This is a genomic window from Paenibacillus kyungheensis, from assembly GCF_028606985.1.
In the GTDB taxonomy this organism is placed as follows: Bacteria; Bacillota; Bacilli; order Paenibacillales; family Paenibacillaceae; genus Saccharibacillus; species Saccharibacillus kyungheensis.
This window is the reverse complement of the sequence record NZ_CP117416.1, coordinates 637,176-655,400: the sequence shown is the minus strand read 5'-3', so window position 1 is coordinate 655,400 and position 18,225 is coordinate 637,176. Positions and strand designations below refer to the sequence as shown.

16 protein-coding genes are annotated in these 18,225 nt (G+C 41.3%); 2 read left to right on the top strand and 14 right to left on the bottom strand.

Features of this window, described 5'->3' with window-relative positions:
* Nucleotides 1-35: 35 nt before the first annotated feature.
* The 4 genes from PQ456_RS02915 to PQ456_RS02900 all read right to left on the bottom strand — a co-directional run bounded on the left by PQ456_RS02915 (nucleotide 36) and on the right by PQ456_RS02900 (nucleotide 3,785).
* Nucleotides 36-359 carry a hypothetical protein gene (locus PQ456_RS02915; protein WP_273614787.1) on the bottom strand — a complete coding sequence of 108 codons (324 nt, stop codon included), beginning with the start codon at nucleotides 357-359 and terminating at the stop codon, nucleotides 36-38.
* Between the two features lie 650 nt (nucleotides 360-1,009).
* Nucleotides 1,010-2,101, bottom strand: a complete 1,092-nt coding sequence (locus PQ456_RS02910) for a D-alanine--D-alanine ligase (RefSeq protein WP_273614786.1) — start codon at nucleotides 2,099-2,101, stop codon at nucleotides 1,010-1,012.
* A gap of 238 nt (nucleotides 2,102-2,339) precedes the next feature.
* The gene (locus PQ456_RS02905) at nucleotides 2,340-2,648 is read right to left on the bottom strand and encodes a chorismate mutase (protein WP_273614785.1); all 309 of its coding nucleotides are present in this window, start codon (nucleotides 2,646-2,648) and stop codon (nucleotides 2,340-2,342) included.
* Nucleotides 2,649-2,810: 162 nt separating this feature from the next.
* Nucleotides 2,811-3,785, bottom strand: coding sequence for a glycoside hydrolase family 5 protein (locus tag PQ456_RS02900; protein ID WP_273614784.1), 975 nt, complete (start codon nucleotides 3,783-3,785; stop codon nucleotides 2,811-2,813).
* Between the two features lie 681 nt (nucleotides 3,786-4,466).
* Between PQ456_RS02900 and acnA the strand changes: the two genes are divergently transcribed.
* Complete coding sequence (acnA, locus tag PQ456_RS02895) at nucleotides 4,467-7,196, top strand: aconitate hydratase AcnA (protein WP_273614783.1); 2,730 nt, start codon at nucleotides 4,467-4,469, stop codon at nucleotides 7,194-7,196.
* Between the two features lie 241 nt (nucleotides 7,197-7,437).
* Here acnA and PQ456_RS02890 read toward each other — a convergent pair whose 3' ends face one another.
* Nucleotides 7,438-8,181, bottom strand: coding sequence for an IclR family transcriptional regulator (locus PQ456_RS02890; protein WP_273614782.1), 744 nt, complete (start codon nucleotides 8,179-8,181; stop codon nucleotides 7,438-7,440).
* A 267-nt stretch (nucleotides 8,182-8,448) separates the two neighbouring features.
* On the opposite strand from PQ456_RS02890, the gene PQ456_RS02885 reads away from it, so the two are divergent.
* Nucleotides 8,449-9,606: an alpha/beta hydrolase gene (locus tag PQ456_RS02885; RefSeq protein ID WP_273614781.1), complete on the top strand. Its 1,158-nt coding sequence runs from the start codon at nucleotides 8,449-8,451 to the stop codon at nucleotides 9,604-9,606.
* 92 nt (nucleotides 9,607-9,698) lie between these two features.
* Here the strand turns inward: PQ456_RS02885 and PQ456_RS02880 are convergent, their stop codons facing one another.
* The 9 genes from PQ456_RS02880 to PQ456_RS02840 form a co-directional block, all read right to left on the bottom strand.
* Entirely contained in the window at nucleotides 9,699-10,565 is an 867-nt protein-coding gene (locus PQ456_RS02880) for an SDR family oxidoreductase (protein WP_273614780.1), read from the bottom strand.
* Nucleotides 10,566-10,665: 100 nt separating this feature from the next.
* Nucleotides 10,666-12,015, bottom strand: coding sequence for a F390 synthetase-related protein (locus PQ456_RS02875; RefSeq protein ID WP_273614779.1), 1,350 nt, complete (start codon nucleotides 12,013-12,015; stop codon nucleotides 10,666-10,668).
* Nucleotides 12,012-12,905, bottom strand: coding sequence for an MBL fold metallo-hydrolase (locus PQ456_RS02870; RefSeq protein ID WP_273614778.1), 894 nt, complete (start codon nucleotides 12,903-12,905; stop codon nucleotides 12,012-12,014). Before PQ456_RS02870 ends, PQ456_RS02875 begins: the two co-directional genes overlap by 4 nt.
* Nucleotides 12,902-13,894: an NAD-dependent epimerase/dehydratase family protein gene (locus PQ456_RS02865; protein WP_273614777.1), complete on the bottom strand. Its 993-nt coding sequence runs from the start codon at nucleotides 13,892-13,894 to the stop codon at nucleotides 12,902-12,904. Before PQ456_RS02865 ends, PQ456_RS02870 begins: the two co-directional genes overlap by 4 nt.
* Nucleotides 13,891-15,195 carry an ATP-grasp domain-containing protein gene (locus PQ456_RS02860; RefSeq protein WP_273614776.1) on the bottom strand — a complete coding sequence of 435 codons (1,305 nt, stop codon included), beginning with the start codon at nucleotides 15,193-15,195 and terminating at the stop codon, nucleotides 13,891-13,893. Before PQ456_RS02860 ends, PQ456_RS02865 begins: the two co-directional genes overlap by 4 nt.
* Nucleotides 15,185-16,183, bottom strand: a complete 999-nt coding sequence (locus PQ456_RS02855; RefSeq protein ID WP_273614775.1) for a beta-ketoacyl-ACP synthase III — start codon at nucleotides 16,181-16,183, stop codon at nucleotides 15,185-15,187. Before PQ456_RS02855 ends, PQ456_RS02860 begins: the two co-directional genes overlap by 11 nt.
* Before the next feature lie 56 nt (nucleotides 16,184-16,239).
* Nucleotides 16,240-17,091: a lipoate--protein ligase family protein gene (locus PQ456_RS02850; protein ID WP_420540637.1), complete on the bottom strand. Its 852-nt coding sequence runs from the start codon at nucleotides 17,089-17,091 to the stop codon at nucleotides 16,240-16,242.
* 125 nt (nucleotides 17,092-17,216) lie between these two features.
* On the bottom strand, nucleotides 17,217-17,810 hold the full coding sequence (gene folE, locus PQ456_RS02845) for a GTP cyclohydrolase I FolE (protein WP_273614774.1): 594 nt from the start codon (nucleotides 17,808-17,810) through the stop codon (nucleotides 17,217-17,219).
* 59 nt (nucleotides 17,811-17,869) lie between these two features.
* Complete coding sequence (locus PQ456_RS02840) at nucleotides 17,870-18,148, bottom strand: YneF family protein (protein ID WP_204826593.1); 279 nt, start codon at nucleotides 18,146-18,148, stop codon at nucleotides 17,870-17,872.
* Between the last annotated feature and the right edge of the window lie 77 nt (nucleotides 18,149-18,225).

The window sequence follows — 18,225 nt, the reverse complement described above, 5'->3', positions numbered from 1 at the left end:
GCATTTGATGATGATAGGATTCTGTATGTGTATGATTAAACCGATTCTTGCTCTCCGAAAAACATTTCATGTGCAAGATCGGTCTGCACTCGTGCTTCTTCTTCTGTTAATTTGCGAACTAATTCCAATTCTACTGCGGTTACTTCCCGACCTTGAAAATTGATCTCGGCGATAGATGCTGTGATTTTCACAATTGCGATTGCTACATTTTTCGGTGTATAAGCGATAACTTTTTGTCCGGTTGGATAGACGCGAAATCCACTTTTGAGCATTTTGCCTTTGCCGTATTCTAAAAGTTCGAGCAGTTCTTGTTCGTTTTTGAATTTGCATACAGAGTTAAATTCAGTTTGAAATCCCATGGTCATTGCTCCTTTCGAGTGGGCGGTGGTTGAGGTGAGGTACGGACGCTTCGGGGATAGATGTTCTTCCCATCGCTGTTAAGATCGGATATCTGAATTAGACTGCAAGCAGTCGATATCCGAGTCTTAAATGCGACTTTCAGAACATTCTATCCCCTCCGCTAGAGGTACCTACACTTTTTCCACGCGGGTTTGTACATAAACACCTTGAACATCTGAATGCTTGAAATACTCTCCATGCTTTGCATGCTTGATGTTTTGGTACTTATTTTGGTATTGGAATGTTTTGTAGTTTAGCTTTTATGGTTGTAGAGATGGTAAGGCTTGTAGAGATTTTAAAGATTTAGAGCTTTAAAGATTTTAGAGATTTTGAGACTTTAGAGACTTTAGAGACTTGGAGAACTTAGGGACAAATTCATGATTTACTGGGCGTAAATTGATGAATTTTTTGTAGGGATTTTTATGGTTAATCATTATGGGACATTATAAAAATAATATAAAACACTTTAAATACTTTAAATATATAGCGTTAGTGATCATTCGTATCGAATAATATGATGTAATGAGGAAAAGAATAATCATTTATTTACATTATTCGATATGGGGATCGCTATATGCCTCTGATTGGATAGAAATAGTTATAAATTGGACTATTCTCTTCCGTATTTCAGTTCATGGCGTTGGTTATAGCGATCTATACCTAAAGTGATCAATTGATCCAATAAATCTGGATAGGCTGTACCAGTTTCGCGCCATAGTAATGGGTACATGCTATATGCGGTAAAGCCTGGCATTGTGTTCACTTCGTTAATAAAGATTTCACCATCGCTACGGCGTACAAAGAAGTCGGCACGACATAAGCCGTTTCCGTCTATTGCGCGGAATGCGCGGATAGCCAGTTCACGTAGGTTTTCAGCAAGTTCGCTATCAATTTCAGCAGGGATCACCATTTGAGATGTGCCGTCGATGTATTTTGCTTCATAGTCATAGTAATCGCTATTAGATACGACTTCACCAGGAACCGAAGCTTGTGGTAATTCGTTGCCAAGTACACCAACTTCAATTTCGCGTGCGTCTACAGCTTCTTCTACAACCACTTTCAAGTCATAGCGTAGTGCATAAGCAATCGCTGTTTCTAATTCAGCACGATCTTTGGCTTTGGAAATACCTACACTTGAGCCCAAGTTAGCGGGTTTGACGAAACAAGGGTACCCTAAATTCGTTTCGATCGTTGTCAAAATATCGTATTGTTGTGTTTCCCATTCTTTTGAAATAAAAGTCTCATATTTGCATTGTGGCAAATGAGCTTGAGCGAATAGCTTTTTCATAATTGCTTTATCCATACCTGTAGAAGAAGCAAGTACACCTGCACCCACATAAGGCATATCCATCATTTCAAAAAGTCCTTGAATCGTGCCATCTTCACCATATGTACCATGAAGAAGCGGGAACAATACGTCAATTTCACTGGTTTGTCCGCTTAATTTTTTCCAAAGAATGCTCATCGCTTGTGAAGTAGCTTCTTCCCCACCCTGGATCTGTAGATCGCTTAATTGAGCAGGTGCTGCATGGTACGCGTCTCCCATATTCCAGCGTCCTTGAGGATCGATATAGATCGGTACTACGTTATATTTGTTATAATCGATTGCATTTAATACAGAAAATCCAGTCTGTAAAGAAACTTCATGTTCACCAGATTTACCACCGTAAATCAAACCTACTGTTAATTTTGTTGCTGTCATGTTAGAACCCCCGTTAGTCATTGTACATATGAAAACATATTGATACATGCTATTGTAAATGATCGTTATTGTATAACCTGTATTCAGTATAAAGCTTGTACAAAAACACTGCAAAAAAACTTTGTCTGCTTATCTAATTTTGTAGTAAAGGACTGACTTCACTTTCTATTTTGTATTAGAAAAAGGTAGTCGATAACAACTACCTTAAGCATAATTATTTTCTTTGTGATGATCTTCTTTATTGAGATGACGGTGGTGTTGACTGAATCCGCTGATGCTCTTGTAGCTCATCTTCAATAAAACTAGCAATCATCGCTCGATATACATTTTCCGCAATAGTAGGATTTAGTTGGTGCTCTGTTGCCAGTTGGCGGACTTTGGTAATTATGGCTTCTACTCTAGCGGGTGCTTTCACTGCATCTATATCTTTTTTAAAAGAAGCGGCTTGGTTGACGTATTGACTACGCTCACTGATTAACTGGATGATCTGTTCATCTAATTGATCGATACTTTCTCTAACCTCAGCTAAATTCTGACACTCTCTCATCTCTGCTCAGCTCCTCTATTATGCACTTGATTGATTACTGTCTTCTATTATAAAGGTATTGCTCCTAATCCCCAATGTCTAAATAACAAAAAAACAGCTCAAACGCTCAGCTGTTTTTTGTATTTTATTGTAGACTTCATTAATGATTGATGACTGAATCTATTATTGGTAAATACCTGCTTTTTTAGAAGTCGCTTTGATACCATTAGGATCATTCACAATAATATTTCCAGCAGTTGTTAAGCTACCTGCGGGGCCATTATTGAGATCAAGGTAAGACAGATCAGAGCTGTTACCATACCATGACCATGCTAACCAACCGACTCCTTTTTGCTGACCATATTTCATAATAGCATACTCATCTACATCTTCCCCTTGATGGAATCCACCAAATTCGCCGATGATCAGAGCAAGACCTTTATTGAGTACATTCTCCATATTGGCTTTGACTGTAGCATCGTCTTTCCCTGCATACTGATACATGTGAATAGAGAATACGGTATTCTTTTTAGAATCGGCTGCCAAAACAGCTTGTCCGTAATCTACAATCGATTGTGGATATTGTCCCCAACCCGCAGCATCTACAATTAGTGTGTGATTAAGACCTGCATTTCTCAATTTAGGAATAGCTTGTTTGTAGCCATTCGCCCAACCTTCACTGTTCCATGAGCCGTACCATTCATTAGCAATATTGATGATTACTCGGTCTTCTTTGCCAACTAAAGCATCTTTAATACTGATCCAATAGTTCACAGCATTATTTAATTTGGCTACATCGTCGCTTCCTGTTGCATCATGCACTTCAAGAACAGCGATCATTTTATATTGATTGACCAGCGCCAGAATATTTTTCACAGAGTTGATATCGTCTTTGGTATATTGAGTTCCATCAGATAATACAATACGTACGGTGTTTGCACCTGTTTTGGCGATAGCTGGAATAGCGGCATTCAGATCGTTTTTGAACCACGTATGAGAATGGTTAACCCCTCTCATGACAAAAGGCTTTCCTGTCGAATCATATAATTTGGTACCGCTTACATAAAATCCAGTAGCAGCAGAAGATTTGGATACCCCGACTGTCACGAATACCATTATCATTGCTAATACCATCATCAGGCTTTTTCTCAACACCATATTATTATTCCTCCTTTGTCATTTGAAAATCAGCTAACTGTTCGACATGTCCCTTGTAAATTATCATCAAAAGTATTCAATTACAATATTTGTTTTAAATGTAAAAATAAAATTATTCATATAATACGTTCTTAATCTGATACCACCCTACTTTAATTTAATAAAAAGGAAGTGAATTATATTAATTTATCTTTTATAAAAGGGAAATATTTAATTTTTATATAACTATATAGAACAAAATTGAGTGTATAAAGTAACTCATTATGTTTATACGATTTAGATCAAATTTCTACTATTGAAGAAGGATACAATTCAGAAAATTATTACTTTACTTAAAAAGATATTATCGAACCACAATCAACTCCTTTTTAAGATTGTAATTGAATCAAATTTCTTCCAAAAAAATCTTTACTACCTATCATGTAAACGGTATACTTAATACAAGAGTTACTTTTTGAAATTGTGTTTCACTGTATGAAACTACAAAACTTTTTACCTTTCTTCATTTTGAATAATTCGATTTTAGTTGCTTAATAGTATAGAATAGTAATGAATTGAACCGTTTTCATTTCTAATTTTATCCAGCAAGCGTGTCAAGATCATTTGCCAAAATGTAGAGGATTTTTCCCTGTAACGCAAAATCCAAAAAGTAAGCCGTATTTTATTTGAGGAGGGGCATCTATGTCACCAAAAGATTCATTTTCTGTTGGCCGAGAACTGAAAGTGAGAGACCAGTCTTACCGTTATTACAGCCTTAATGCTTTAGCTGAAAAAGGTTATGAGCACATTTCCAAACTTCCTTTCTCGATTCGTGTGCTTCTTGAAGCTGCTGTTCGTCAATATGATGGACGTGCGATCACTGAAGAACATGTGAATCAACTTGCGAACTGGAGTGAAGGTCGCGAAGAGAAAGAAATTCCTTTTATCCCTGCACGTATCGTGCTTCAGGATTTTACCGGTGTACCTGTAGTTGTTGATTTAGCTGCTATGCGTGATTTTGTTAAAAAATCCGGTGGCGATCCAAAACAAATCAATCCGCTTGTACCGGTTGACCTTGTTATTGACCACTCCGTTATGGTAGACGCATTCGGTACGCCTGATGCACTTGAATATAATATGAATATTGAATTTGAACGTAACGAAGAGCGTTACCGTTTCTTGCGCTGGGCACAAACAGCATTTGATAATTTCCGCGCTGTTCCACCAGCTACAGGTATTGTTCACCAAGTTAACTTGGAGTATCTTGCTTCTGTAGCAGCTACTCGCACTGTTGATGGCGAACTACAAGTATTCCCTGATTCCTTAGTAGGTACAGATTCACATACTACAATGATCAACGGTCTTGGTGTTGTTGGTTGGGGTGTTGGTGGTATTGAAGCTGAAGCAGGTATGCTTGGACAACCGCTATACTTCGTTATGCCAGAAGTCGTTGGTTTCAAATTAACAGGTAGCTTGAGTGAAGGCGCAACAGCAACAGATTTAGCGCTTACGGTGACTCAAATGCTTCGTAAAAAAGGCGTAGTTGGTAAATTCGTAGAATTCTACGGTCCAGGTCTAAGCAATATCAGTCTAGCTGACCGTGCAACTGTAGCTAATATGGCTCCTGAGTACGGTGCAACTATCGGTTTCTTCCCTGTCGATGATGAGACGTTGTTCTATCTTCGCAATACAGGACGTGCTGATGAGCAAGTTGAATTGGTAGAAGCTTACTACAAAGCACAAAACATGTTCCGTACTGCAGAAACACCTGATCCAGTATTCTCTGATACGATTGAATTGGATCTAGCTTCTGTTGTACCGAGTCTTGCTGGACCAAAACGTCCACAGGATCGCATCGAACTGACTAATATGCAATCCAGCTATCAAAATGCAATACGTACTCCTGTAGATGCAGGTGGTTACGGATTGTCGGATGAAAAAATTGCTGAGAAAATCACAGTCAGTCATCCAAACGGTAAAACGACTCAAATGGGTGCAGGTGCAGTCGTTATCGCTGCTATCACAAGTTGTACAAATACATCTAACCCTAGCGTTATGCTTGGTGCTGGATTACTTGCGCAAAAAGCGGTTGCTCGTGGCTTGAAAGTACCTAGCTATGTGAAAACAAGCTTAACACCTGGTTCATTGATCGTTACCGAATATTTGCAAAAAGCTGGCGTAGACAAAGATCTTGAAGCGCTTGGTTTCTACCTAGCAGGCTATGGTTGTGCAACATGTATCGGTAACTCCGGTCCATTGCCAGACGAAGTAGGACAAGCTATTGCAGATAATGATCTAACTGTTGCTTCTGTATTATCAGGTAACCGTAACTTTGAAGGACGTATTCATGCTCAAGTGAAAATGAACTATCTGGCTTCTCCTCCACTTGTTGTCGCTTACGCTCTTGCAGGAACGGTTGATATCGATCTACAAAATGATCCAATCGGTTATGATCCTACAGGTGAAGCAGTTTACTTGAAAGATATCTGGCCTACAGCGAAAGAAATTCGTGATGCTATCGGCTTATCCATTTCTCCAGAAATGTTCCGTAGCCGTTATGAGCATGTATTTACAGCGAACAAACGTTGGAATGAAATTCCTGTTCCAGAAGGTGAATTGTATGAGTGGGATGACAAATCAACTTATATCCAAAATCCACCATTCTTTGAAAAACTGGCTGATGGTATCAAAGATATCGAAGATATTCGCAGTGCACGCGTTCTTGCATTGCTTGGCGATTCGGTAACAACCGATCATATCTCACCAGCAGGTAATATTTCTCCTTCTTCACCAGCAGGCGAATACTTGAAAGAAAACGGTGTTGAGCGTAAAGACTTCAACTCTTATGGTTCCCGTCGTGGTAATCACCAAGTGATGATGCGCGGTACGTTCGCTAATATCCGTATTCGTAATCAGGTCGCTCCAGGTACAGAAGGTGGCGTAACCACATACCTTCCTACCAATGAAGTGATGTCGATCTATGATGCATCGATGCGTTATCAAGAAGAAGGTCAAAACTTGATTGTTATCGCAGGTAAAGAATACGGTACAGGTAGTTCTCGTGACTGGGCAGCAAAAGGTACATTCTTGCTAGGCGTCAAAGCGGTTATCGCTGAAAGCTTTGAACGTATTCACCGTAGTAACTTGGTAGGTATGGGCGTATTGCCACTACAATTCCAAGAAGGTTACGGTTGGAGCAGTATGGGACTTAAAGGTACAGAGACATTTGATATCGTAGGATTGAGCAACGATGTCAAACCAGGTCAACAAGTTACTGTCAAAGGTACTCGTGAAGATGGTACAACATTTGAATTCCAAGTAACCGCTCGTCTGGATAGTGCTGTAGACGTAGATTACTACCATAACAGTGGTATCTTGCAAACTGTACTTCGTCAAATGATGCAAAACACTAACAAAGGTGAAACGGTATAATTGATTAACCATTTCGCTTAGATCATAAAGTCATACAAAAAGAGGCTTCCCTAATGTGGGAGCCTCTTTTTTGTGTTATAAAAAATAGTGAACGCCTTATCCTGCGGGCATTCACTGTTGGTTTAGTTAGATCATATCTTGGTCACGCTATATACTTTTAATATGAATAATTGAACGGTATATATCATTTGATCCAGTGTTAGATTTGTTATTTCTACGTTCTTACTGCTCTATCTATCCATTATCTCAATTTAAAACCCATCTCTTGCGCCGCTTGAATCAATACAGGCGCATACTCATGTAACTTGTCCATCGACAGACGGCTAACAGGTCCAGATAACGATAATGAAGCTCGCAATGCTCCTGTTCGATCAAAAATCGGTACAGCGACTGCTGCTGCTCCGGGTTCGCGTTCTTCATAACTGGTCGAATATCCGTTACGTTGTACCTCTGCGATCTGTTCACGATAATGCGTGACATCTACAGTTTTCGGCCAATCCGGACTATTCAACAACTCTTCTTGCTGTTCGCTACTGGAAAAAGCAACAAGTACTTTACTCGATGCGCCCACTGTCAAAGGCAATCTTGCTCCTACAGGCGCAACACGTCGCACAGCTTGGTTACTTTGCACCGCTTGAATCCGTAAGCGCTCGTCGCCATCTCGCAAGTACAGACTGATCGTTTCTCCCAATTGCTCGCGTAATTCTTCCATATCTGCAAGCAACAATAATCCAGGATCATCGTTTTGGGAAAGGTGGGTCGATAACTCCCAGATTTTGATACCCAAGCGGTATTTATCTGTACTGCTATTGCGAATCACAAATCCTTTTTCTTCTAAAGTCGCTAACAACCGATGTACTGTACTTTTGTGTAATCCAATCTCGGTTGCAATCTCGGTGAGTCCAAGATCGCTCGTTCGGGTAAAACACAGTAATATGTCTAACGCACGTTCTACTGCTCGTACAGTTAACTTGCGATCTTCCATTGTTGTCGCCTCCGCATTTGAATCTATTCATACGCACACTGTCTAATTTTGTAAGTTTCATTGGATGAAACTTGGTTACATAAATTATATCGAAGCTAGCTCTAATCGTAAAGAGAAATACGTCGATAATAATGAAGAAGACATTGAGCTGACATTGACTTTGCTGTCATAGACTTTTACCATAAGTAGATAATGTCGAATCAAATCGGTTCATGGAACAATGGATGCTAGAACGAACAATACATTTTCACTTCTAGGAGGAGCAAGATGTCCACTACTTTGCAAGAAAATGCAAAGCCCCATTCATCTGAGCTAGAAGAGACACCTCCTGTAGTTTCACCAAGACAGATTCGAATAAAGCATGTTGTGGTAGCTTTCCTGTTATCCATAGTGTTTTTTTTCCTGTTTTGCTTTGTGGCACTGCATGCCTATATTGCTTGGGTGCTGTCTAATCCGACAGTAGCAAGTGTCTATTCTAATCCGATGCAGGCAAAAGGAATGGCGTACGAAGATATTACATTTCCAGCAGCAGATGATAGCAGGATGATGCAGGGCTGGTATATTCCAGCAGAACAAAAGTCGTCCAAAACGATTATTTTCAGTCATGGATATGGTGCGAATCGAGAAGAAACATGGATTCCTATGTACGATCTCGCTCACTACGCACACAAACTTAATTTTAATGTAGTCATGTTCGATTATGGATTTGCCGCCAAAACGAATAAAGAAGTCGCCACCGGTGGTAAAAAAGAATCTCAACAATTACTTGGAGCGATTCAACTTGCCAAGCAAAAAGGATCTCAAGAAATTGTAGTCTGGGGCTTTTCAATGGGAGCAGGTACAGCCTTACAAGCTGGACTCAAAACCAAAGATGTGACTGCAATGATTTTAGATAGTACATTCTTGTTAGAACCGGATACACTTTATTACAATATTCAGCAGCAGTTGGATCTTCCACGACATCCATCACTGGAGATTCTGGAATTTCTACTGCCGATCGTTAATGGTACTAGCTTGAATCAGATTCCATATCAACAGGTGAAAAAGGAAGATTATCCATTCCCGATTTTCTTTATTCATGGAACCAATGACGATAAAGCACCTTACCAGATTGCAGAACAACTTGCCGCAAATCAAACCAATCCGAATTCAGGAAGCTGGGTAATACAAGGAGCTCACCATGAGCTTGAATTCCGCGAACATCCGCGAGAATATTTGCGGAAAGTTTCAGATTTCCTGAGTAGCCTCAATCTGGCTGAAGAAGATGATGTCAATAATGAGCCATTGTTAAATGATGGAGCAACAGATAGCACTTCTTCGACTTCCAGTTCATCCACTTCTACTGGAAAGACTGCAACATCTTCTTCCAGTAGCAAAAGTACATCTGGTACAACATCTACTTCTAACGAGACTACAAGTAAATAATGGATCGGTATAGCACAAACAGCACAATTCACCTTTAGCTAAGGGATGAATGGTGCTGTTTTTTTATTATTGGTGAGGAGTATGGTTTTACTTTAAGATTTTAAAGCCCGTCCTATCACCCATTCAAGCACACGCCAGGGTACCCATTTGCGTGCCCAGATCATGATGTGAGAACCTTCTCCAATAGCATACCTCAACTTAGGAGAACGTTTCTCTACAATACGACCGACTAGATCAGCAACTTCTTGTGGATCAGGAGCCGATGATGCGGATTTGCGAGAGTAGCGTAATACAGCTTCTAAGCGAGATTGATAAGGTGAGTTAGGAACCGTATAGATATCTGCTAGCCCTTTTTCCCAAATAGAGGTGCGATAGGAACCGGGCTCGACCAGAACCACTTTCACATTAAAATCAGCCATCTCATGGCGCAAACTTTCGCTGAATCCTTCGATAGCAAATTTGGAAGTCGCATAAGGAGCATATCCGGGAAAAGCAGACAGTCCGCTAACACTGCTCATATTAATAATATAGCCATCCTTTTGCTCACGCATGATAGGCAGAACAGCGCGGGTAACAGCAATCAGTCCAAATACATTCGTTTCCAGTTGCGCTCGCCAAGTCTCTATCGGAACATGTTCGATAAATCCGCCAACAGCATAACCTGCATTATTGACCAGAATATCGATCGTTCCATATTGCGCCTGAATGTTCTCTATCGCTGTAGATATCGACACTGTATCAGTCACATCTAATTGCAAATAATGAATCCGGTCGGCAATTCCTTTTTGTTCTGCAATACGTGCCAGCTCTACTTGGCGTGTCAGATCACGCATAGTCGCAATAACGATTATTCCTTTTTCCGCTAAGGATACCGCAATCAACAATCCAAATCCGCTAGATGTACCTGTCACCAAAGCGATACGTTTGCGTTCTGATGACGCTTTTACTTGGTTGGACATGATACCCTCCTTTATCTACTCAAGCCTGAATACATATGACTTTATTTTAGAATGATCTGTTTTCGATATAGAAAAGGTTGTAGCGCTACTGATCTGCTACTCACAACTTCCACTTTCGCTCCACTCGCCGTAACTTTACGATCCCGGGCGTGAACTCATATGCTGTAAATGTAATCACTGGCATGACGGCTTGTAAAGTATCGCAAATATGCTGAATACGATCGCTTATTTGTGCTTCGACAGCTTCATCGTGTGCTACATAATCTTTATTTCCAGTAAGACGATAACTTATTTCCAGTTGATGGCTGTCATACTGGATCACACGGTAATGTTCTATTGCTGGCGATGCGCCTATAATCGCTCTCGTAACAAGATCAGGAAATAGCGGTACTAATTCTTTGGTTATCTGATGAGCAATATAGATAATATCATCGTAACGTCCTTCTATTCGTTCGATTCGGAGCATTGGCGATCCACAAGGACAAGGCTCTACAGATTCGGTCAAAATATCATTTAAGCGATACCGAATAATCGGTTGCGATCTACGCGAGAAATCAGTCACAATCGGTACAAAGCGTCGGCTCTGCTCATCTAATACTTCCTTTTGAATATGTACAATATCTTCATTCAGATGCAGATGACCATACGCACAAGTCGCCGCTAGAAATCCTTCGGTACCTTGATAGACTTGATGTACAGTCTGTGCGAATACAGACTCTATATATTCACGATCTAACGGATCAAGTACTTCTGCTACTGAAATTATTTTTTGTGGCTGGATCGTTAATAGACCGGCTATCTTCTGCTCGGCTAACAAACGTAACATAGAGGCAGGTGCAATTAACAGACTTGGACGATAACTTTCCAGTTGCTGAATATGTTCTGATAAAGGCACCAATAGATCGAAATAGCGAAATTGCAGTTTGCCTTTTTGTACCGATTCATACAAATTGCTGTTCGCTCTTAAAAAGAAAGCGATCTTCTGGGGTTGCCGAATACTACCGGGTAACAACTTGGCAAGCACGGTTCCTGTCCATTGTGCTTGTTCTTGTGGACTGACTAGAAATAGCCCCCGATTACCCGATGTACCCGAGGACAGACCGATTGTCACCCCTTGTATAGTAGGCTCAAAATCTCGCGTCTGCTCAGCTTGATCAGCAATCTGCATCGCTTCCTTTTTTGTAATTCCAAGTGTATTCAATTGATCGAAATGTTCCATCATTATCGACTTATCAATCAGCGGAAAGTCTCGCCATTGATGATCAAGTATTCCTTGCCACCATTGACGATAAAAAGGAGATTGCTTACGGATACGACGAATATGCTGGATGATTTTCTTTTCTTGCCAGTTCATCAACTTAGGTTTACTTGTCCACCCAGCTAAGCGGCGAGTGCGCCAATAATGATACAGTATCCGAAGCGTGTAGAGCAGTTCGCTCATTCTTTTCATAACCATTGTCCTCCCCAATGCTGTAATACTTGATTACAGTGGCTAGGTACTATTCGAATAGATGGATATTCATTATGAAGCTGACGTAATTTGTTCAAGTTGAGCATATATTGCTGACGATCAGACATAATAATACCTGCTAACCTATGCGGTGGACGATTTTCGGTAAATGCTCTACTCGACCATACGGTATCTGCACAGAGCAAGTAATCTGCTTTCCCTGTCGATAACAGAATCCCGATCATTCCTTCTGCATGACCTGACAATTCAATCGCAATCAGACTTCCATCTCCCAGTAGATCATAACCTTGTTGCCATGGGAAATTTGTCAAAGAAGGAGCTGTGGCTAAAGATGAATCGTTATGTAGGAGCGACGTTACAGGTAACGCTTCTGATCGATGTAACATATGCGAGCGCTGAGCTAGATCATGCGGTAATAACCCAGCTAGAAAGCCTGCTTTGACAGCACGTATATCACTCAAGTCTTTGACTGCTTGATACGATTCAGAAAGGTAGATAAATGTCGCTTGCGGAAAGTCTTTTGCTCCAGCAATATGATCTCCATGAAAATGCGACAAGATTACATATGCAATCTGATCACTACGTATCCCTTGTTGTTCTAACTGAGTGACTACTGAATCTGCTTGTTGGTATACGACAGGCGTAATATAACGATATAACGATTGCGGTAAGGTAGCTGTCTCTTCAAAAAAGCGCGCACTATATCCTGTATCGAACAAAATATAACCATGCTCTGGATGATGAATACAAGCAAACCCTGCCGGAAATGATACAGATCGTAACGAACCGCCACGCAACGTCAACCATTCAGGATGTGTACAATATCCTGCCGCCCCTATCCATAATCGAACTGCTGTCGAAGTGATCACTGTTCACACCACCAATCTGCAAATCGTTCTAACCCTTCATCTACACTGATACGTGGTACATAACCCAGTTGTTGCTGTGCTAACGAAATATCCAACGTATGCGGTACAGCTATAGAACCGACACTATAGCGAGTTAACGGAGGCTCACCCAATGCAGGGATAAGTCGGTACACCATTTCCATCGTTCCAGCTACAGCATGAGCAACAGGATAAGGCACACGACGAGTATGTAAAGGAATATCCAACCGTTGAAATAAACGGGTCAACAATTCGATAAAAGGAATCGGCTCACCGTTAGATATATTATAAGCTTGACCCAGTGCATTTTCAGGAGCTTGTACACCTAATAACATCGCATCCGCTACATTATCGACATATGTAAGATCAATCGGAGCACGTCCACCTTGCAATAAAGGTACACCGGATTGACGATTAGCTTCTAACAGACGTGGAAATAATGTCTGATCCATCGGTCCAAAAATAGCACGTGGACGAATCATCATCGACGGTAATCCTTGCTTCTGATACGCCTGTTGCACAATCTGTTCCGCTAATAATTTGGTACTTGCATAGTGATTTACTGCTTTTCGAGGGAGAGGATCAGACTCTCTAATCCCGTAATGAGCTTTGCCATCAAAATAGACACTTGGCGTAGAGACATGAATCAATCGCTCGACATCATGCTCAATACAACCATCTACAATATGTTGAGTCGCTTCTACATTACTTCGATAAAAAGAAGAATACGTGCCCCAGGGCGAAGATAGTGCCGCACAATGAAATACTACATGTTGCCCTTTACAAGCTTGTCTCGTCTGTTCTGCATCGCCTAGCTCATAATAGTTCATCTGTACGCCTAAATGCTCTAAAGCTTGACCACGACTACGATCTCGTCCTGTTCCTGTCACATCCCAGCCTAACTCTACTAATCGTCTTGCCATATGCCCGCCTAGAAATCCTGTAGCGCCGGTAATCAATGCTTTAGTCATAGGTTCTCCTTTCCGTTCCATTCGATATCATACGTTAAAGCTTCTGTAAGCGATATTCGCTGTGCACGACTGGTAAGATATGCTTGCATAACGAGCCGAAATTGTTCCCCAAATGGCTTACGATCCTCTTTTTGATACACAACATCAGTCGCTTGTTGCAGACTTTTCCACCAATAGCGCCAGTCTTGTGTACTACGATTGTATTTGAACCCTGCTACCCACATCGGTAAGGTGAGAACTCTAGCTGTTCCAATATTCGGCATAATCACTTGTCTACGTTGTACACATGAATCGGGATCGATGACTGCTTGTACCAATTGATCTTGTCGCTGAAATAGATGAATACCGCTGGTCGCTCGTGGATTACATTCGATTGGATATAATATACCTGTAGAATCTTCTTCTATAAAATCAAAACTAATCTGACCGCTAAATGCTGAATTAGATGTCTGCTGATGATCGACGTGTAGATGTTGCACAAATTGACAGACCCATGTATATGCTTGATCATGCTCTATCGCTTCGAAGTATACACTTGCTCCTGTACGTGATGTTCTATAGTCGCTTGTATAGGTTGCATGAGCGATAACGACTCCTTGATGAACGATACTATACGTACAAATCGCTTTGCCTTTAATATACTGTTGAGCAATCCAGCGAGGTGAATCAACCTTTGTGTTTGTTGCTTTTATTTGTGTTGTGGTAGACAAGGTTGGTATAGTAGATTGTTTATTTGGAGCAGAAATGCGTCTAGATTCCCGAGGCATAATAACATTAGATGCAAATCGTGAATAAACCGGCTTACGTACAAACGTATTGCCTGCTTGATCAGGTACAGCATAATCATAAGAATCTATAGATGGATCTTCTACTGGAAAAGTAATAGGCACAGCGAGATTACTAGATATCACCTGCTCGATAAATGTCCCTTTGTGATGCAGATGATGAAGTGTATCTATATTCGGTGTTAGTACACGACAATAAGGCTGTAACCCTTCTAATCCTTCGGCAATATAGAAAATCTCCTCACACGTAGGTATAAGAAGATCGATCTGATACTGTATAATCAACTGCTTCAATGCAGTGAGATAAGCTTGCGGTTGTTGACGTGGTGGTGGCACTTGAAAGCTGGCTAGAACAGCCTCAGATACACGACAAAGATGATAACGACTACTTTCAGCTACATAGACCTGATGACCGTTACGATGCAAAAGACGCGCCCATTCAAGCGCTACAGGAGCACGTCCACCTGTTATCAGTATCCGTTGTGGTGCTTGAGCTGACTCAGTATCAGTAATCAAGAACCATTCCTCCCAGTGATAGACCCGCGGCTGTTCCCATTAGTAATATACGATCTCCTCGCTGAATCCTGCCCTGCACAATCGCTTCATGAATCCCCATTGGAATCGAAGCAGCTATCGTATTACCATGATTGGGGGTAATATCAAGGAATTGCTGTTCATGGATGCCTAACTTTTTGCGTATCAGACGCATCGCCATAGCACTCCCCTGATGAGGAATCACCAATTTGAAATCTTCCATTTTGGTCTGGGATTGCTCCAAAATTTGATCGATAAAATCAGGCAATAAGCGCGATGCCATGCGGAATATTTTCTGTCCATCCATAAAAAATAAAAAAGGATCTGCTAACTCTTTTTGCATATGAGCAGGTAATCGAGTTCCTCCGCCTTGAATTTCAGAATAACGTGCACCTTTGCTATACGTTTGAAGCGATGTATGTATAATCCCGGCAGACTCTTCTGACGTAGATGCACCAATAATGACTGCTGCTGCACCATCTCCGAATAACGCTGCACTTTCTTTTTCATTCCAATTAAGCCCTGCTGAAGCAATCTCTGTAGATACTAACAAAACATAACGATACCGTCCGGCGGCAACCAGATAAGACATGGTGTCTAACCCTACTACAAAGCTAAGACATGTCGCATCAATATCAAAAGCAGGCACACCTGAATCTTCTTGTCCCATCGCTTGCTGAATAAATACCGCTGTACTCGGTAACGGTTGTTCTTTCGTTCCGCTTGTACAGACCAGACAATCGATATCTGCAAAAGTAAGACCAGCGGCATCCAGAGCATCTTGCGCTGCCTGTGCGCCCATCGTTGAAGCTGTCTCGCCTTCACTCACATAATGTCGCACACCCACACCTGTAGCTTTATGAGTCCATCCTGCTTGTACACCTAACTTCTGATCCAATTCCTCATCGGTCACTGTACGCTTAGGTAGATATTTTCCAGTACCTACTATTTTCACTTTACGAAGTTGCATTATAAGCCTCTTTTCTAGTCCAACCTGTTGCTTGTTTGCGATTGTACTATCTTTGATTAATTATCGTATCTCTCTATCAAGTAAGCTTCCATCTGCTGAATCTCTTCTTTGGTAAATAGCTCTTGCTCATCTATCTTCTGAATCGACTGACCTTGACTTAATATATATTGTAATTGCTTTGTATACGATGCCACATCCGGTACTTGTGCTAATTCAGCCAGACTTCCCATCGTACCTTGCTGTACTACAGGATATCCTTTATCTTGCTCTCCAACTGCCTGATCGTAAAAGCTTCGAATACCCGCAGATAATTCGTCTCCACTGCCTTCTACAATAATAAAGGCAGTAATAATATACGCTTTGGCTTGTCTACGCTGAGCAATTCCGCAAAATTTGCGTCCAGCAATACTGACATCATAATCTCCCGGGCAAAAAGCACCTTCAATCTCACCTACATACGACTGATTATTCCATGGATCAACTGCTCTGCTGATCCAATCCGCCATAAAGCGAAAATCACGATGAATACTAATATCACGCTTCGGATTAGGCAAAATAATTGATAGATTCACAATCCCTGGATGTAGTGGCACAGCCGCTCCACCGGAAGGACGTACACAGACCGAGGTCCCCTTTTGCCGAAATTGCTCCATCGCTTGGGTCGCATAGGTCAATCGCCGATCTCGTAGACCGATTGCTATTCCATCGGTATGTCTCCAGATATGAACTACAGGAGCATGGCCTTGTCCCACTTGACGACACATCAATTCTTCCCATGCCAACGGTGCTAATATTGACTCTCCTTGCTCTACCAATGGTCGCTCTACCCATACCGCATGTTCTAAACCTATCGGCCGATCTACTAATGTAGGGATAGCAAGCCGATGATGATTTTCTGCTGACACCATAATTCCTCCGCTTCATTTCGTCGATCCTGATGATTATATTATAACAGTTTATGTATGCTCTCCACATAAAAAAATGGCAGGAACGATGCCATTTGGCATAATCCCCACCATTTTTGAATGATCATTTAGTCTTTAATCAACGATAAAAATTCGGCACGTAATGGAGCGTCTGTACGGAATCCACCACGAACTGCGGAAGTGATTGTTTTGCTACCCGGCTTTTTGACACCTCGTGCACACATGCATAGATGTTCGCCTTCAACCACAACCATAACGCCTGTAGGGTCAAGTACTTCAACCAATATATCAGCGATTTGCGAAGTAATACGTTCTTGTACTTGGAGACGACGACTTACTGCTTCGACCAGACGAGCGAATTTGCTCAAGCCAGCGATCTTGCCACTTGGCACATAACCAATATGAACTTTGCCGAAAAAAGGAGCCATATGATGTTCGCATTGGCTGTAGTATACAATGTCTTTTACGATAACCATTTCTTCATGATTTTCGTTAAAAGTCACACCAAGCGCTTCTCTAGGATCTACGCTATAACCGGCAAAAATTTCTTCATACATACGAGTGACACGTGCAGGTGTATCAAGCAACCCTTCACGTTCTGTATCTTCTCCGATCAATTTCAAAATCTGACGGATATGGTCTTCAATCTGTGCGCGGTTCTCACCGACTTCAAGATTGGTATAATCTTTGATACCAGCCATAGTGACCTCCTTTTTCCATTACAAGGTCTTTATGGACCTAATCCCTGTGATACGGCTTACTATCTTCTACGTTTACCTGTATTGCCGCGACCCATAGGAGGCATTTTAGCTTTAGGCGCTTTGCCACCTTGTGTATTGTTTTTCATCATTTGTTGTGCTTGTTGCATCTGCTTACCATTCAGGTTGTAACCCATTTGCTTCGCCATTTTTTGCAAAGCTGCTGGATCGTTTTGCATTTTTTCCATCTGTTTGCGCAAATAATATGCACCAATAAAAAAGCCGCCAATCAGACCGACAATTAAAGTCACGATTGGAATGACCCAGTTTAACCACGTCATAACTGCCACCCCTGTAGATGAATTATAGTGTAAAGTTCCTTCTCAAAGGGTACACTACTCCCTTTACCATAAAAGGC

Bases quoted from the DNA above. Each gene is read 5' to 3' on its own strand.
- PQ456_RS02880 (WP_273614780.1), bottom strand. From the start codon at position 10,565: ATGTCCAACCAAGTAAAAGCGTCATCAGAACGCAAACGTATCGCTTTG.
- PQ456_RS02885 (WP_273614781.1), top strand. From the start codon at position 8,449: ATGTCCACTACTTTGCAAGAAAATGCAAAGCCCCATTCATCTGAGCTA.
- PQ456_RS02855 (WP_273614775.1), bottom strand. From the start codon at position 16,183: ATGCAACTTCGTAAAGTGAAAATAGTAGGTACTGGAAAATATCTACCT.
- PQ456_RS02890 (WP_273614782.1), bottom strand. From the start codon at position 8,181: ATGGAAGATCGCAAGTTAACTGTACGAGCAGTAGAACGTGCGTTAGAC.
- PQ456_RS02915 (WP_273614787.1), bottom strand. From the start codon at position 359: ATGGGATTTCAAACTGAATTTAACTCTGTATGCAAATTCAAAAACGAA.
- PQ456_RS02875 (WP_273614779.1), bottom strand. From the start codon at position 12,015: ATGAAAAGAATGAGCGAACTGCTCTACACGCTTCGGATACTGTATCAT.
- folE (WP_273614774.1), bottom strand. From the start codon at position 17,810: ATGGCTGGTATCAAAGATTATACCAATCTTGAAGTCGGTGAGAACCGC.
- PQ456_RS02865 (WP_273614777.1), bottom strand. From the start codon at position 13,894: ATGACTAAAGCATTGATTACCGGCGCTACAGGATTTCTAGGCGGGCAT.
- PQ456_RS02910 (WP_273614786.1), bottom strand. From the start codon at position 2,101: ATGACAGCAACAAAATTAACAGTAGGTTTGATTTACGGTGGTAAATCT.
- acnA (WP_273614783.1), top strand. From the start codon at position 4,467: ATGTCACCAAAAGATTCATTTTCTGTTGGCCGAGAACTGAAAGTGAGA.
- PQ456_RS02850 (WP_420540637.1), bottom strand. From the start codon at position 17,091: ATGGTGTCAGCAGAAAATCATCATCGGCTTGCTATCCCTACATTAGTA.
- PQ456_RS02900 (WP_273614784.1), bottom strand. From the start codon at position 3,785: ATGGTGTTGAGAAAAAGCCTGATGATGGTATTAGCAATGATAATGGTA.
- PQ456_RS02905 (WP_273614785.1), bottom strand. From the start codon at position 2,648: ATGAGAGAGTGTCAGAATTTAGCTGAGGTTAGAGAAAGTATCGATCAA.
- PQ456_RS02840 (WP_204826593.1), bottom strand. From the start codon at position 18,148: ATGACGTGGTTAAACTGGGTCATTCCAATCGTGACTTTAATTGTCGGT.